This is a genomic window from Cytobacillus stercorigallinarum (assembly GCF_014836495.1).
In the GTDB taxonomy this organism is placed as follows: Bacteria; Bacillota; Bacilli; order Bacillales; family Cytobacillaceae; genus Cytobacillus; species Cytobacillus stercorigallinarum.
In genome coordinates this window covers 25,391-39,406 of sequence record NZ_JACSQT010000014.1, presented here as the reverse complement: position 1 = coordinate 39,406, position 14,016 = coordinate 25,391, and the positions used below count along the sequence as shown (strand labels likewise).

Below are 14,016 nucleotides of genomic sequence, written 5' to 3'. Positions count from 1 at the left end.
ATAACGATGACAAAGATTGATTTAAACTGTGATTTGGGTGAAAGTTTCGGGAACTACACAATTGGTAATGATGAGGAAATATTAAATTATGTGACCAGTGCAAATATTGCTTGTGGCTTCCATGCAGGTGATGCGACAACGATGCGTAAAACAGTGAAACTGGCATTAGAGAAAAAAGTGGGTATTGGCGCTCATCCAGGAACACAAGACTTAGTGGGCTTTGGCAGAAGGGAAATGAATATCTCCCCTCAAGAAGCGTACGATATTGTTGTCTACCAAATTGGCGCATTGTCCGCTTTTGTACAGTCTGAGGGCGGAAAGTTGCAACATGTCAAACCACACGGAGCCCTTTTCAATATGGCAGCAAAAGATGCCCAATTGTCTGAAGCTATTGCAGAAGCTGTGTACAAAATCGATCCAGAATTAATTTTATTTGGCTTAGCCGGTAGTGAGCTAGTAAAAGCGGGTAAGAAAATCGGCTTAAAAACTGCTAGTGAAGTATTTTCTGATCGTACGTATCAGGATGATGGTTCCTTGACTTCAAGGAGAGAATCAAATGCATTAATTACCGATCAAGAGGTAGCGGTCGCACAGGTAGTACGTATGGTAAAGGAAGGGAAAGTAGCATCGGTAAGTGGAAAGGATGTTGAGATCTTAGCGGATACCGTTTGTATTCATGGAGATGGTAAACATGCACTAGCATTTGCCAAACTTATTCATGCAACACTTCAAAAAGAGAGTATCCAAGTGAAAAGAATAGGAGAAAGCGAATGAAAACACAGTCTACAAGAAGTATTATTTTGGGTGCAGCCTTCCTAATGGCTACCTCAGCCATAGGGCCAGGCTTTTTAACACAAACTACTGTTTTTACAGAAAAACTCGTTGCAAGTTTTGGTTTTGTCATATTAATTTCTATTATCATTGATATTGGTGCGCAATTGAATATTTGGCGAATTCTAGCCGTCTCAGAAAAGAAAGCTCAAGATATCGCTAATCAGGTTTTACCGGGCTTAGGATATTTTTTAGCTATACTCATTGTGATGGGGGGACTCGCATTTAATATCGGAAATATTGCCGGAGCAGGACTCGGAACGAATGTATTATTTGGTGTTTCTCCAGAATTAGGTGCGTTATTGAGTGGTTTAATTGCCATTGCTATCTTTGTTGTTCGTGAGGCAGGAAAGATGATGGACCGTTTTGCCCAATTAATGGGCTTTATTATGATTGGTCTAATGGTCTATGTTATGTTTGTTTCTTCTCCGCCAGTTGGTGAAGCTGTAGTACGCACTTTTGTACCTGAGACTATCGATGTTTTAGCTATTGTTACTCTAGTAGGTGGAACAGTTGGTGGTTATATTACCTTTGCTGGTGGCCATCGTTTATTAGATGCTGGTATTAAAGGGAAAGAAGCTTTACCTCAAGTCACAAGAAGTGCAGTGAGTGCCATCGGAATTGCCTCACTTATGAGAATTTTCCTTTTCTTAGCTGCTTTAGGGATTGTTTCTCAAGGGTTACCATTAAATCCTGATAATCCAGCTGCATCTGTGTTTCAACATGCTGCCGGCAATGTTGGCTATAAAATATTTGGTGTGATTATGTGGGCAGCAGCGGTGACATCTGTTGTTGGTGCAGCTTATACATCTGTCTCATTTATACGGACATTCACCCATTTTATTGATAAAAATGCGAAGTGGTTTACGGTCGGTTTTATCGCCATATCAACCTTAGTATTTGTCTTGATTGGACAACCGGTAAAGATTCTCGTATTAGTTGGTTCATTAAATGGACTCATTTTGCCTATCGCTCTAGGTGTGATGTTAATTGCTGCACATAAGGCGAAGATTGTCGGTGACTATAAACATCCTTTATGGTTAACCCTTTTTGGACTACTAATTGTCATTGTTATGGCATTAATGGGCGGTTACTCTTTAATTAATGGTATTCCACAATTGTTTGAATAAGAGCCTGAAAGGTGTGAATGAGATTGAATTTAACAACAGTAAGTCCTGAAGAAGCACGTAAGCAGATTAGGGATGGTCATTGGAAGCAGCCCACTGCTGGCATTGCTAATGGCTTTATCCAAGCGAATTTAGCTGTATTACCAAAAGAACTTGCCTTTGACTTTTTATTATTTTGTCAAAGAAACCAAAAGCCTTGTCCGATTATAGATGTAACAGAGGTCGGATCAGTTATCCCAAAGTTAGCCGCACCAAACGGCAATATTATGACAGATATCCCTAAGTACCGTATATATAAGCATGGAGAACTTGTGGATGAGGTGCAGGATGCAACCGGTTATTGGCGCACAGATATGGTTGGCTTCCTAATTGGATGTAGCTTTACTTTTGAAGAAGCGCTGTTAAATAATCATATTCCAATCAGGCATATTGAAGAAAACTGCAATGTGCCTATGTATGAAACTAATATTGAATGTGTAAAATCTGGTATGTTTGAAGGCCCGATGGTGGTAAGTATGAGACCAATGAAAGAAGCGGATGCGATAAGGGCTATTCAAGTAACGAGTCGTTTTCCTTCAGTCCACGGTGCCCCGGTACATTTAGGAAATCCTGAAAAAATAGGGATTAAAGATATTAACAAGCCTGAGTTCGGAGATGCGGTGACCATTAAAGATGGAGAAGTTCCTGTATTTTGGGCATGTGGCGTGACCCCACAAGCGGTGGCGATGCGGGCAAAACCAGAGATTATGATTACGCATGCACCTGGTCATATGTTTATTACAGATGTGTTAAATGAACAATATGCAATCATGTAAGAAAGGGCTTCTATGGAGTTATCAAACTATTTGCAGTCTCATTTTCCAGGATTAAAACTAATGCCAAGTATTTATCAGCAATGGAATATCGGTATTCCTTTCACGTTCGCTAAAGAAATCTACCAATTTAACGAACAAGGTCAGTTAAATATGGATAGATTTGAGCTTGTTTATGAACAGGCAACAACCCTTTTTAATGAGTTATTTGCTAGCGAGGATGAAGTGATGCTAGTGACTAATATGTATAAAATGGTTGAAAAAGAAAAGAGAACGAGAAAATTAAAGGTTTACCAATCTCATTTGAAGCAATGTAAAAAGTTGTATCAACTTCAGGTGGAAACCATGCCTTACCCTTTTGAAGCGGAGGATGCAGACGTATACCAATTAAAGCAATTCTCTTTATTATGTCAGTGCCGAGACATACAAATAGAATCACTTATAAAAGCAGCTGCTCATGAAGACTTTCCTTTAAAACCACGTTTTGGTGGTTATCATGTCAATTATCCAGATGTTTTCTTGATTAATTTAACGAGAGATGTCATTTTTTTCATATACGATGATCGCGGCTGTGAAGTCATTGCCCGCAATGTTCAGATACTGAGGCAGCTATATGAAAAGTATGGTAACTGGATTGATGAAGTCGATCGAGCAGATGTGGTTCAAAGATTGGGTATGGAGAAAGATGTATTATAACAACGGTTATGAAGTCCTGCTTAATTATACTCGAGTGGTGTGCATGCTGAATTGTGCACATCACTCGGGTAATTTTCTTGTTTCTCATGTTTTAGTATGGTCAAAGCTCTGTTATTTTTTTAAATAGAGTAAGTAGTGACTATCACACCTTCTTTATTATCACCAGAAATTTGATAGTAATCGTCATCCGGTAAGGTAATAGTTTTGCTATCATGGACCGGGTAATATTGAATATGATAAGTTACATCACCTAATGTAAAGTCAATTGTCTTCTCTGTTTCTAGCAGTCTTAAATATTCCTCTAATACAAGATTTTTCTCATGCATTACTGCACTATGTGGCAAGCCAACATAGCGAATATGCCATGGCTCATATGAAATACCGGTAATATCACTTTTATTCTCAGGGTATCGTAAAATAAAACCATACATCCACGCCTTTTCTTCTAACCATTCGGCTTCCTTTGCTTTATACATCGTTGTTGTCTGAGATCCAACATCAAGGGCAAGCCCGAAATTATGCTCACTATAGCCAGCAGGTAGAGCGTAATCTGAACCTTTTTCCTGATACAGCGCTTGTTGTGTGTCCCAGCCTCGATAACCACTCGTTAGTAAAAATTGATAATCCCCTTCTTTGTTAGCTGCATGTATCATGTCATTAAATCGTTTTAATAAATCTATCGATAATTCAATATTAGCATCGATAAGGCCAAATTCTTTATTCATTTCATCATATTCAAATACGTTGACAACATCGTCTAGTATCGTATTTTTCTTCAATGGATGGTCTTCATTAACAAGTAATAACTGACCATCGTGTATCATATCTTCTTCCAAAGTTAAATTTCGATTAGAAGGTATGGGCTTGAAATCATTATTTTCGTTCTCCTCATTGGCGTATTCAATATCATCCTTTAATAAATTGACTTTATTGGAAGTAAGATATTGATTGACGGCTATTAATAAAAATAAAATAATGGCTAAAAAAAATCCCCACTTCTTCATACGTCTATTCCTCCTTCAATTCATAGAATTAAAGATAAAGAATGAAACTTAAAAAAAAGTAGGGGTAAATCTAAAGTTTTTCTTAAATTTTCCCTTAATCATCCAAAGTAGATGGATGAACGGGAAGTCTAATCTCAAATTTAGTTTGTATGACAGTACTATCGACAGTAATACGACCGCCATGTTGTTCCACAATATTTTTGGCAATAAATAGCCCTAGCCCTGTTCCCCCTTCTTGATGGGCGCGAGAAGGGTCGGATGTGTAAAAGGAATCGAAAATATAAGGCAGGTCCTCTTCTCTGATATCATCACCATAGTTAATCATCTGCACAACCGCTACTTCTTCATCTAATGAAGAGTGAATATCGATAAATTGACCATCCACACCATAGCGTATGGCGTTATTGAGGAGGTTTTCAAAGACACGTGCTAATTGTCTCCCATCTGCTTCAATCATTAAGGCGGGTTGCAATTGTAATCTTGCCTCTAAGTGGTTCTTCTTAAGGACAGGATACATTTCCTCACAGAGTTGTAATAATAACTCACTTAAATTAATTTCACTTCTCGTAATAGAGAGCTTCCCATAATTTAATTTTGTAATATCAAAAAGGTGATCAATTAATTCTTCTAACCGTCCAGCCTTCTTATAGACAATGTTTGTATAATGCTTTTTTTGTTCCTCGTTTAAGCTAGTGTCTTTTTTGATAATATCTAAATAGCCAATAACGGATGTGAGTGGTGTCCGCAAGTCATGGGCGAGATTGACAATTAACTGATCACGGCTTGACTCAGCGAAATCTCCACGCTCAATCGCCTCTTTTAGCTTGAGACTAGCTGTATTTAAATCAATTGCTATCTGGCTAAATTCATCATTAGTAGAGATTTTTGTTTCGTATTGAAAATCACTGTTAGCTAATTGCTTTAAACCGTGTGAAATGTGACTGAAATACGATGAAATTCTCCTTGTAAGTAATTTGAATAATACGAGTGTAAATAGAATATATAGAATCGCAAAAGTAATAATTAGCCCTGTATTTCCTAATGCCAACCTGATTTGAGCTAAAGGATCACCGATTAATACAAACTGATGATAATAATATTGCATAAATGCAAAAAGTGCATATGTGATTACGCCAGCTACTATCATGCTAACGAAGACGAGTAGTAATAGTTTCGTTTGAAAGCTGATTTTATAATTAACCATGAAAGGCATAACCTACTCCCCAGACGGTTTTAATGAACTCGTTCTTGTCTTCACCAAGTTTCTTTCTTAATGTGCGAATATGAACCATCACTGTATTTTGGTTGTCATAATAAGCATCTCCCCACACAGTTTGAAAAATATGCTCTGCACTAAAAACCTTATTCGGATGGTTAGCGAGTAAGAGGAGAATATCAAATTCCTTCGGGGTGAGAGAGAGGACCGTATCATATTTTGTTACTTTATGTTGATCAGGATCAATTGTAAGTCCTCGAAACTCTAATATATTTTCTTTTGAAGCTGATTGATTATACAGCATTGTCCGCCGTAATTGTGATTTGACGCGTGCCACTAATTCCATAGGATTAAACGGTTTGGTCATATAATCATCCGCACCAATGACAAGCCCAGTGATACGGTCAAAATCTGATGTTTTAGCACTTAAAAAGATGATCGGAAAAAGATAGTTTTGTTCGCGAATCATTCTAGTGACTTCATGCCCGTCTAGACGGGGCATCATAATATCTAAGACAGCCAAATCAATGGGGTGTGATTGTACAATTTTTACTGCTTCTTCTCCATCATTTACCTTGAAAATATGAAAGCCTTCTTTTTCCAAATGGAGCCCAACAAGGTCAGCAATTTCCGCCTCATCATCGGCAATCAAAATATTTACATGCTTCACGTTGTACACCTCTAATTTTCAGTAAGAATCTCTTATAGTATAGCCGTTAACCATTTATTCATCCAGCAAGAGAATAATCGTTACCTTCCTTGAACGCTCTATCGATCAGGAGGCATTTTTTATGTATGAGGAGATTTTAAACAAAATGGTCCACGAATAATCATGGGGGATTGTGGCCTGTCAATCCTTACTTGGAAATCTCTTATAATAAAAAATATTGATGATGAATTTTGACTGTTGGAGTTAAAGTGATTAATGAGTATAGTCATGTGGCAGGAGAGCCTTATTCTGATAGAAGTGAGAAATGGCTATCTTCGTTCAGAAATAACTTTTGAAATATTCTATTTATTTTCTCGCGAGAGGAGTACAATAGGAGTGAATTTATTACTTGAGGGGGGCAGATTAAATGTTTGGCATCACAAGTTTTACGGTGTTTTTAGCCGCCGCGATTATTATGAATATTACCCCAGGGACAGATACGATGTATATTGTCTCACGGAGTGTCTCGCAAGGAAAGAAGGCAGGGATATACTCTGTTCTTGGTATATCTACAGGTGCGATGGTGCATACATTTTTAGCTGCTATTGGACTATCCCTTATTTTAACGACATCAGCCATTTTATTTACTATTATAAAGGTGATTGGTGCGGCGTATTTAATTTATCTAGGCGCACGTATGGTCATTCAAAAATCCTCTCAATTTGAGGTCAAAAAGACGAAACCTTTAACTGCAAAGAAAGTGTTTGCTCAAGGTTTACTAACGAATTTAACCAATCCAAAAGTGGCGCTTTTCTATATTTCATTTCTTCCTCAATTCATTTCTGTAGACAATGGATATGGCCCACTTCCTTTTATCATACTTGGTATGACCTATGTTGTAACAGGGACCATTTGGTGTTCGATTGTCGCTCTGTTTGCCTCTACAACGACGAAAAAACTTAGAAATAATCCTAAAGCAGAATTTATCCTTAATAAGGTAACAGGCATGATCTTTGTCGGCTTAGGCATTAAGCTTCTCCAAACAAAGGCATCCTAATAAGGAGCAGAAAAACGCTGCTCCGTTTTTTCTTCCACTACAAAATTAACCATTTACAAAGAAGAGTAAATAAATTATAGTTATTAGGGAGTCTTTATATCTGTAATTGAAAAGGGGTTTTTTTATGAATGAAAAAGTAAAAAGAAAAATTAGTAACCTTGAACATATTGGTCGTTCTCCTGCTGAGGAATTATTTCAATATCTCCCCCTCAACCATAGTGATGTCGTATTAGATATAGGAGCTGGTGCAGGGTACGTGGCACTACCTATTGCAGAAAGGGTAGATACAGTTTATGCGCTTGATTTAGATGAGGAAATCTTAAACTATTTGCAGTCTACAGCTGAGAATAGAGGAATCACAAACATTCAGCCCGTAACAGCAAATTTTAAAGAGATCCCATTAGCAGATGAACAAGTAGATATTGCGATTGCTTCCATCTCGCTACATGAGGTAAATCCATTATCCACCGTACTCGAAGAAATCAATCGCACCTTAAAAGCTCGAGGTACGTTCTTATGTATTGATATTGAAAAAACCGCAGATGGCAGAGGACCGAGAGTCTCATCGGGGGATATGATGAAGGCAATGGAAAATGCAGGTTTTGACCATATAGAAATGATGGTCTCTCAGAGGAAGTTAGGAAATGAGCCGGTTTATATCATTAGGGCAGAAAAGAAGTAATAAAGGTAATAGTTATATTTGTATTTAAGAAAGCCTGAACCACTTTAACTAAAAGGCACTTTTTTATCTTAAGCTGATAAGTCCTCGTTCCACGTGAAACAAAAAGTCTCATCTTATGAGGGTTTTGTTAGCTAAAATGGTAAAATAGAGGAAGGAGAAAAAGTCTCTGGAATAGTGAAGGTGGTTTGCTCAATTGCTCATTTTATATATACTACTTATTTTAATTGCTTCTATATTACAGGCGAGTACGGGGTATGGCTTTTCTATTCTAGCGACGCCATTTTTACTACTGTTTTTTGAGCCGATGGAAGCCATTCAAATCAACTTAATTTTATCTTTGTTTATTTCGATTGTCATGATAGGGAAAGTCAAGGTTGACGTGGATCAAAAAGTGTTAAAACGACTTACCATCGGTAGTATTTGTGGGTTGCCTTTAGGGATGGTCATTTTTCTTTGGTTACCACTCAATTGGTTAAAAATAGGTATAGGCGTTTTAATTTTGGTTTTGACAGTGTTGATGATTGCTCAATTGAAGATGAAGCAAACGAAAAATAGAGATTATGGTGCTGGTGGGTTATCTGGTATGTTAACGACAAGTATTGGTATGCCAGGTCCGCCGTTATTATTGTATTTTTCGGGCACAAAAACGAAGATGGAAAGTCTGAGAGGGACGACAATTGCTTTTTATTTATATATCTATGTGATTAGTCTGGCTATCCAAATGGTTGTTGCTGGCACTACACAAACAGTTTGGCTCGCTAGTTTGGCCGGGGCTCCTGTTGCACTAATTGGCATATTTTTAGGGCAGTTATTATTTAAAGTCATGAGCCAAAGGTTTTTCTCAATTATTTCTTACTTAATCCTTTTATTTACTGGATTATACTTATGTATCAACCAATTATTTCTCTAAACCCGCATGCGAATTAGAAGAAAAAAAGACTGGTGAGATGTTCGATTTAGAACGTCTCACCAGTCTTTCAATTATGGATTAATGAACAGCCATTTCTTTGTTTAATAGGGATTCAAAAGCTTTAATATTCTTATCAAACTCCGGCAGTTGTTTTGTTTCTTCCGCTTGTTTGATTAAGCTAGTGACAAGATCATTTACTGGTGTAGGAACTTGTAGGGCGGTCCCTTTTGTTGAGATGTAACCGTTAATATAGTCGACTTCTGTTTGTAATCCTTTTTCTAAATCTTGTAGCATACTAGCTTTGAGCAGTGCTTGAGGACCAAATGCTTGTTTAGCAATTTGGATGACCCTTGGTAGATTGCTCTTGTCTTCGTTAATAGAGAAAATACCTACATTTACACCAGCCAGTTCGCTAAATTGAATGTTATTCGCGTAACCAACCTTCAATGTTTCATCAGCCAACATCACAGCACTTGTGACAGCGGCCTCATTATTCAGTATATCCCCATATGTACAACCTAGTGCGGCAGACATACCGCTCATCGCTACATTGACAAGAAGCTTGGACCATTTTGTACCGATTAGATTATTTGACACGATGGTGCCACCAACATCTTCAAGAACGGTTTTTACTTGATTCACACGATCAGTCATCTGTCCGTCTAACTCACCAATTTGAAAAGCGTGCGCAGAGAATGCATGTTTGTCTGATGTTAATTGTGAGACACCTGGTTTTACCCAAGTAGCACCAAACTCTACAGAGCCACCGATTATACGATCTGCACCAAGTGATTCTATTAAACTTTCTTCTGGAACACCATTTTGAAGAGAGAGTAATATACTTGCTTCGTTCATATGCGCTTGAAGTTGTAGGAGTACTGATTTATTGTATACTTGCTTAGTTAAAAGTAAGACAAGGTCATAAATGTCAGTCATTTCATTTGGCGTGATGGCTTTCACAGAGGCCTTTAGGTTAACAGTCCCCACAACTGTTGCACCGTTTCTGTTTAATGCATGGATATGATCGGTATTTACATCGATGCATTCCACTTGATGCACCCCTTTTGATAAGTGTGCCCCAATAATCGTTCCTAAAGATCCTGTTCCCATAATAGCAATTCTCATATGTATCCTCCTAAAATATTTAGTTGTAAAGAACTAACATTATAGTTAATCATACCGAAATAAATACTAGAAATAAAAGAAAAAAAACCCAAATAATAGGCTGAAAGTCCTTTTTGGATGAAATTAGGAGGAGAAACAATTGGATACGCAAAAGAATGAATTATTAAGAGTTCATAAAGTGAATATGTGGGGATTAATGATATTAGCTGTCTTATTAGTCTTCCCCATTGTTATTGACCGGGGTATAAGCGATTCAATTGTCATTATGAGTGCTGGGATGTTTGTCATTGTCATGGCAATTGTTCTGTACTTTTTGCGTATCAATGATTACGTAAAGGGTTTTTTGTATGCTGCTACACCAAACCTTATTGTGATGGCACTCTTTTTTATTGACGGGTATGCTTTGAATAAGCATTATATTTTATTCTTAACGATTGCAATGGTGGTACTATATTTTAAAAAAGAAATGATTGTTGCTTTTTCGGTATTCTATAATGTTAGTTTTATTGCAACCTACTTGATCATCGGCCATCAGTTATTGGGTGAAAGTAATAGTGTCCGGAGTATTGTAACTATTATTCTTGTCAGCAACGGGATTTTGTATTTATTTTATTTATTAGCTAGTTGGGGGAGGGAATTAATTGACCAAGCAGAGCAAAAAGAATTAGAGTCAAAAGACCTCCTTATGCAGTTGCAAGACACTTTTGGTTCAATTGATAAAGGTACAGTGACGCTAGAAAATCATATTGGGCTCTTTAAGCAAAATATTGAAACGATACATGAGTCAAGCCAACAAGTATTAGAAGCTGCTCAACAGATGGCAACAAGTATTCAAGAAGAAGCGAACAGTTTGAATATTGTCAATGATTCTATGAGTCAGTCTTTACAAAACACAAAAGAGTCAGTTGCCATTTCAGAGGACGTCGTAGAAAAATCGAAGAATATGAATGAAAAAGTACAAGACGGTTTAACTAAGATTGTCGATGTTACAACACATATGAATACTGTAAATACAACGATTAGTGTGACAGCATCGACGGTATCAGATGTTCATTCAAGTATGGAACAAGTGAATAAATTATTGGCAGGCATTAAACAAATAGCAGAACAAACAAATTTACTTGCATTAAATGCAGCGATTGAATCAGCAAGAGCGGGAGAGCATGGGCGAGGCTTTGCGGTCGTTGCAGATGAAGTAAGGAAGTTAGCTGAGCAAAGTGCTGAAATTACGGTGGCGATCTCTGAAGTGACGAATACCCTTTTCAATCAGTCTCTTGAAGCACGTAAAAGCTCTATTGAAGGGGAGGGTGCTGTAAAGCAGGGACAAGCACTGTTAACAGAGATATCTGCCTTTTTCAACGAAATACAAACATCATTACAAGAAAACAACTTAGAGTTAGTGAGAGGAGTAAACGAGGTTTCCGCGGCAACCGAAAAGTTTGAACAAATTCAAGAACAGATTGAAAATATGGCGAATATTTCAGAGGAAAATGCCGCAGCTACAGAAGAAATCGTTGCCATCATAGAAGATGAACATGCAATGGTATCAAACGTAAATCATTCGGTAGCCGATATTAACCGGTTGAGTGTCCAGCTAAAAGAGCTAGCTTCAAGTAAACAAGTTTAATATTGATCATTGTCCTCTAATCAAAAGGATGTGCGAAAAAAGGACCAATTTTCCATAGAGTTTATATTGACAGACGCTATTAAACTATTGTAGCCTAATAGATATCAAATTGAATAAACCTCACTTTTTCTGGTGGGGTAGAGGCGCGGTATTTAACAGTCTTTAGTAGAGTGATAAGGCATGATGAGACTAAAGAGAAGGAAATATCGCCGAAATGTGCTATATCCGATTGTATAGCATGTTGGGTCTGCAGTGAATAATTGCAGGACTGTCTTAATAAGCTTACCCGGTTTATTAAGGTGCACTATCTCTAAAATGGGAAAAGTAGAGGATTTAGGCGGAAGAATAACAAGGACCTGAGTTCATCTCAGGTCTTTTTTGTTATTCTTTTTCTTAATTCGGAATAGTTTAATTAATAGAAAAATATATTAGGGGGAATAGAAATGAAAAAGAGATTTGCTTTACTAGCTATGGCTTTAGTACTGAGTATGTTTCTAGCTGCTTGTGGTTCAGGTGACGAAGCAGAAGGTAACACGGGTTCAGGTGGAGAAGATAAAGACGTTTTTCGTGTAGGACTAGAGGCTGGTTATGCGCCATTTAACTGGACGCAAATGGATGATAGTAACGGCGCAGTAGCAATTGAAGGTAATTCAGAGTTTGCAGGCGGGTACGATGTTGAGATTGCTAAGAAAATAGCAGAAGGCTTAGGGAAAGAACTAGTGATTGTGAAAACAAAATGGGATGGCTTAGTCCCTTCTCTTAACTCAGATAAGATTGATGCCATTATCGCTGGGATGTCACCAACAGCAGAACGAAAAGAAACAATTGATTTTTCCGATAACTATTACGAATCTGATTTAGTGATGGTTGTGAAAAAAGGTGGCGATTACGAAAATGCTACATCGATTCAAGACTTCAGTGGAGCAAAAGTTACTGCCCAATTAAATACATTTCATTATTCAGTGATTAATCAAATTGACGGCGTACAACAGCAAACAGCGATGGAGAGCTTCCCTGCTATGCGTGTTGCGTTAGAGTCCGGAATTATTGACGGTTATGTTTCTGAACGCCCAGAAGGTGTAAGTGCTTCAGCTGCTAATGATAATTTTGCGATGGTTGAATTTACTGAAGGATTTGAGACAAGTGAAGAAGATACTGCCATTGCAGTAGGGTTGAAAAAAGATAGCGAATTAACAGATAAAATCAATGAAATCCTTGCAGATATTTCTGAAGAAGAGCAGAAAAAATTGATGGATGCTGCGATTGAGAATCAGCCAGCGGCAGAATAACTAAATGAGCCGGCTGCATGAGATGTAGCCGGTTTTGTTTCGAGATAAGGAAATACCATTTTGCAGTTGAGACTTGTCTTTTTAATACCATAGTGGAGCAGGTGAGACTTTTAATAAAAAAGAGCCTATTCCACAGTCGAGTTTCTTCATGACCATGTATCCTTAGCAGAATGATTGGTAAAAAAGGGCCAATCATTATGAGAGAAAAGGAGATAATATCAATGAGTATTGAATGGATTATTCGCATCGTAGTCGAGTATTGGCCAATGTTCCTACGCGGCGCAGGTGTAACATTATTAATTGCCCTAATTGGTACCGTTTTCGGTGCGTTAATTGGTCTATTATCAGGGGTTTTACGGACGATCCCAATGCCAGAAAAAGGGTCAAAACGATTATTATTGAAGGTCGTTAATCTTATATTATCAGCTTATATTGAATTTTTTAGAGGTACGCCAATGATTGTACAGGCAATGGTTATTTTTTACGGTGCAGCGATGGCTTTTGGTTATCAGATGGATCCGTTAATTGCAGGTATTGTCATTGTTTCCATTAACACAGGTGCTTATATGGCAGAAATCGTTCGCGGAGGAATTATCTCTGTCGATCAAGGTCAATATGAGGCAGCACAAGCAATCGGTATGAACCACGTACAGACAATGATGAATGTTGTTTTACCACAGGTCATTCGCAACATTCTTCCCGCAACAGGAAACCAGTTCATTATTAATATTAAAGATACCGCTGTACTAAGTGTCATCTCGATATCCGAATTGTTTTTCCAAACGAATTCGATTGCCGGTAATAATTTCCGCTATTTTGAATCATTCTTTGTTGTTTGTATTATTTATTTCATTATGACTTATACTGTGACATTAATTTTGCGCTATATCGAAAGAAGAATGGATGGACCAGCAAACTATGTCATTGCAGGTGAAATGGACACGGCAGAGGATATCAAAAGAAAGACAACAGGAGCTTAAGTGGCGGAAAG

Annotated in this window: 14 protein-coding genes and 1 riboswitch; of the genes, 10 read left to right on the top strand and 4 right to left on the bottom strand. The window is 37.7% G+C overall.

Features of this window, described 5'->3' with window-relative positions; translation table 11 throughout:
• Window positions 1-6 precede the first annotated feature (6 nt).
• From H9655_RS19785 to H9655_RS19770, 4 genes are read left to right on the top strand one after another with little or no spacing between them, the layout of a single operon-like run.
• Complete coding sequence (locus H9655_RS19785) at window positions 7-774, top strand: LamB/YcsF family protein (RefSeq protein ID WP_191816959.1); 768 nt, start codon at window positions 7-9, stop codon at window positions 772-774.
• Window positions 771-1,961, top strand: coding sequence for an NRAMP family divalent metal transporter (locus H9655_RS19780; protein WP_191816958.1), 1,191 nt, complete (start codon window positions 771-773; stop codon window positions 1,959-1,961). The genes H9655_RS19785 and H9655_RS19780 overlap by 4 nt, the downstream gene beginning before the upstream one ends.
• 23 nt (window positions 1,962-1,984) lie before the next feature.
• Window positions 1,985-2,773 (top strand): putative hydro-lyase, encoded by a 789-nt coding sequence (locus H9655_RS19775; RefSeq protein WP_095371426.1) that lies wholly within the window; start codon window positions 1,985-1,987, stop codon window positions 2,771-2,773.
• A gap of 12 nt (window positions 2,774-2,785) precedes the next feature.
• Complete coding sequence (locus H9655_RS19770) at window positions 2,786-3,466, top strand: DUF3885 domain-containing protein (protein ID WP_191816956.1); 681 nt, start codon at window positions 2,786-2,788, stop codon at window positions 3,464-3,466.
• 119 nt (window positions 3,467-3,585) lie between these two features.
• Here the strand turns inward: H9655_RS19770 and H9655_RS19765 are convergent, their stop codons facing one another.
• The 3 genes from H9655_RS19765 to H9655_RS19755 all read right to left on the bottom strand — a co-directional run bounded on the left by H9655_RS19765 (window position 3,586) and on the right by H9655_RS19755 (window position 6,356).
• Window positions 3,586-4,470 (bottom strand): M15 family metallopeptidase, encoded by an 885-nt coding sequence (locus H9655_RS19765; protein WP_191816955.1) that lies wholly within the window; start codon window positions 4,468-4,470, stop codon window positions 3,586-3,588.
• Window positions 4,471-4,564: 94 nt separating this feature from the next.
• Window positions 4,565-5,674 carry a HAMP domain-containing sensor histidine kinase gene (locus tag H9655_RS19760; protein ID WP_191816954.1) on the bottom strand — a complete coding sequence of 370 codons (1,110 nt, stop codon included), beginning with the start codon at window positions 5,672-5,674 and terminating at the stop codon, window positions 4,565-4,567.
• Complete coding sequence (locus tag H9655_RS19755) at window positions 5,667-6,356, bottom strand: response regulator transcription factor (protein WP_191816953.1); 690 nt, start codon at window positions 6,354-6,356, stop codon at window positions 5,667-5,669. The genes H9655_RS19760 and H9655_RS19755 overlap by 8 nt, the downstream gene beginning before the upstream one ends.
• A gap of 406 nt (window positions 6,357-6,762) precedes the next feature.
• Between H9655_RS19755 and H9655_RS19750 the strand changes: the two genes are divergently transcribed.
• The 3 genes from H9655_RS19750 (at window position 6,763) to H9655_RS19740 (ending at window position 8,984) form a co-directional block, all read left to right on the top strand.
• Window positions 6,763-7,392, top strand: coding sequence for a LysE family translocator (locus H9655_RS19750; RefSeq protein ID WP_191816952.1), 630 nt, complete (start codon window positions 6,763-6,765; stop codon window positions 7,390-7,392).
• A gap of 124 nt (window positions 7,393-7,516) precedes the next feature.
• Complete coding sequence (locus H9655_RS19745; RefSeq protein ID WP_191816951.1) at window positions 7,517-8,074, top strand: class I SAM-dependent methyltransferase; 558 nt, start codon at window positions 7,517-7,519, stop codon at window positions 8,072-8,074.
• Between the two features lie 193 nt (window positions 8,075-8,267).
• Window positions 8,268-8,984 carry a sulfite exporter TauE/SafE family protein gene (locus H9655_RS19740; RefSeq protein WP_225230771.1) on the top strand — a complete coding sequence of 239 codons (717 nt, stop codon included), beginning with the start codon at window positions 8,268-8,270 and terminating at the stop codon, window positions 8,982-8,984.
• A gap of 78 nt (window positions 8,985-9,062) precedes the next feature.
• On the opposite strand, the gene H9655_RS19735 is transcribed toward H9655_RS19740, so the two are convergent.
• The gene (locus tag H9655_RS19735; RefSeq protein WP_191816950.1) at window positions 9,063-10,109 is read right to left on the bottom strand and encodes a ketopantoate reductase family protein; all 1,047 of its coding nucleotides are present in this window, start codon (window positions 10,107-10,109) and stop codon (window positions 9,063-9,065) included.
• Window positions 10,110-10,248: 139 nt separating this feature from the next.
• Here H9655_RS19735 and H9655_RS19730 point away from each other — a divergent pair, with 139 nt between their 5' ends.
• From H9655_RS19730 to H9655_RS19720, 3 genes are all read left to right on the top strand, one after another.
• Window positions 10,249-11,736, top strand: a complete 1,488-nt coding sequence (locus H9655_RS19730) for a methyl-accepting chemotaxis protein (RefSeq protein ID WP_225230770.1) — start codon at window positions 10,249-10,251, stop codon at window positions 11,734-11,736.
• 130 nt (window positions 11,737-11,866) lie between these two features.
• Window positions 11,867-12,051, top strand: a riboswitch (Lysine riboswitch).
• A 128-nt stretch (window positions 12,052-12,179) separates the two neighbouring features.
• The gene (locus tag H9655_RS19725; RefSeq protein ID WP_191816949.1) at window positions 12,180-13,025 is read left to right on the top strand and encodes a transporter substrate-binding domain-containing protein; all 846 of its coding nucleotides are present in this window, start codon (window positions 12,180-12,182) and stop codon (window positions 13,023-13,025) included.
• 221 nt (window positions 13,026-13,246) lie between these two features.
• A complete protein-coding gene (locus H9655_RS19720; protein WP_191816948.1) occupies window positions 13,247-14,005 on the top strand; it encodes an amino acid ABC transporter permease in 759 nt (252 codons plus the stop codon).
• Window positions 14,006-14,016 lie beyond the last annotated feature (11 nt).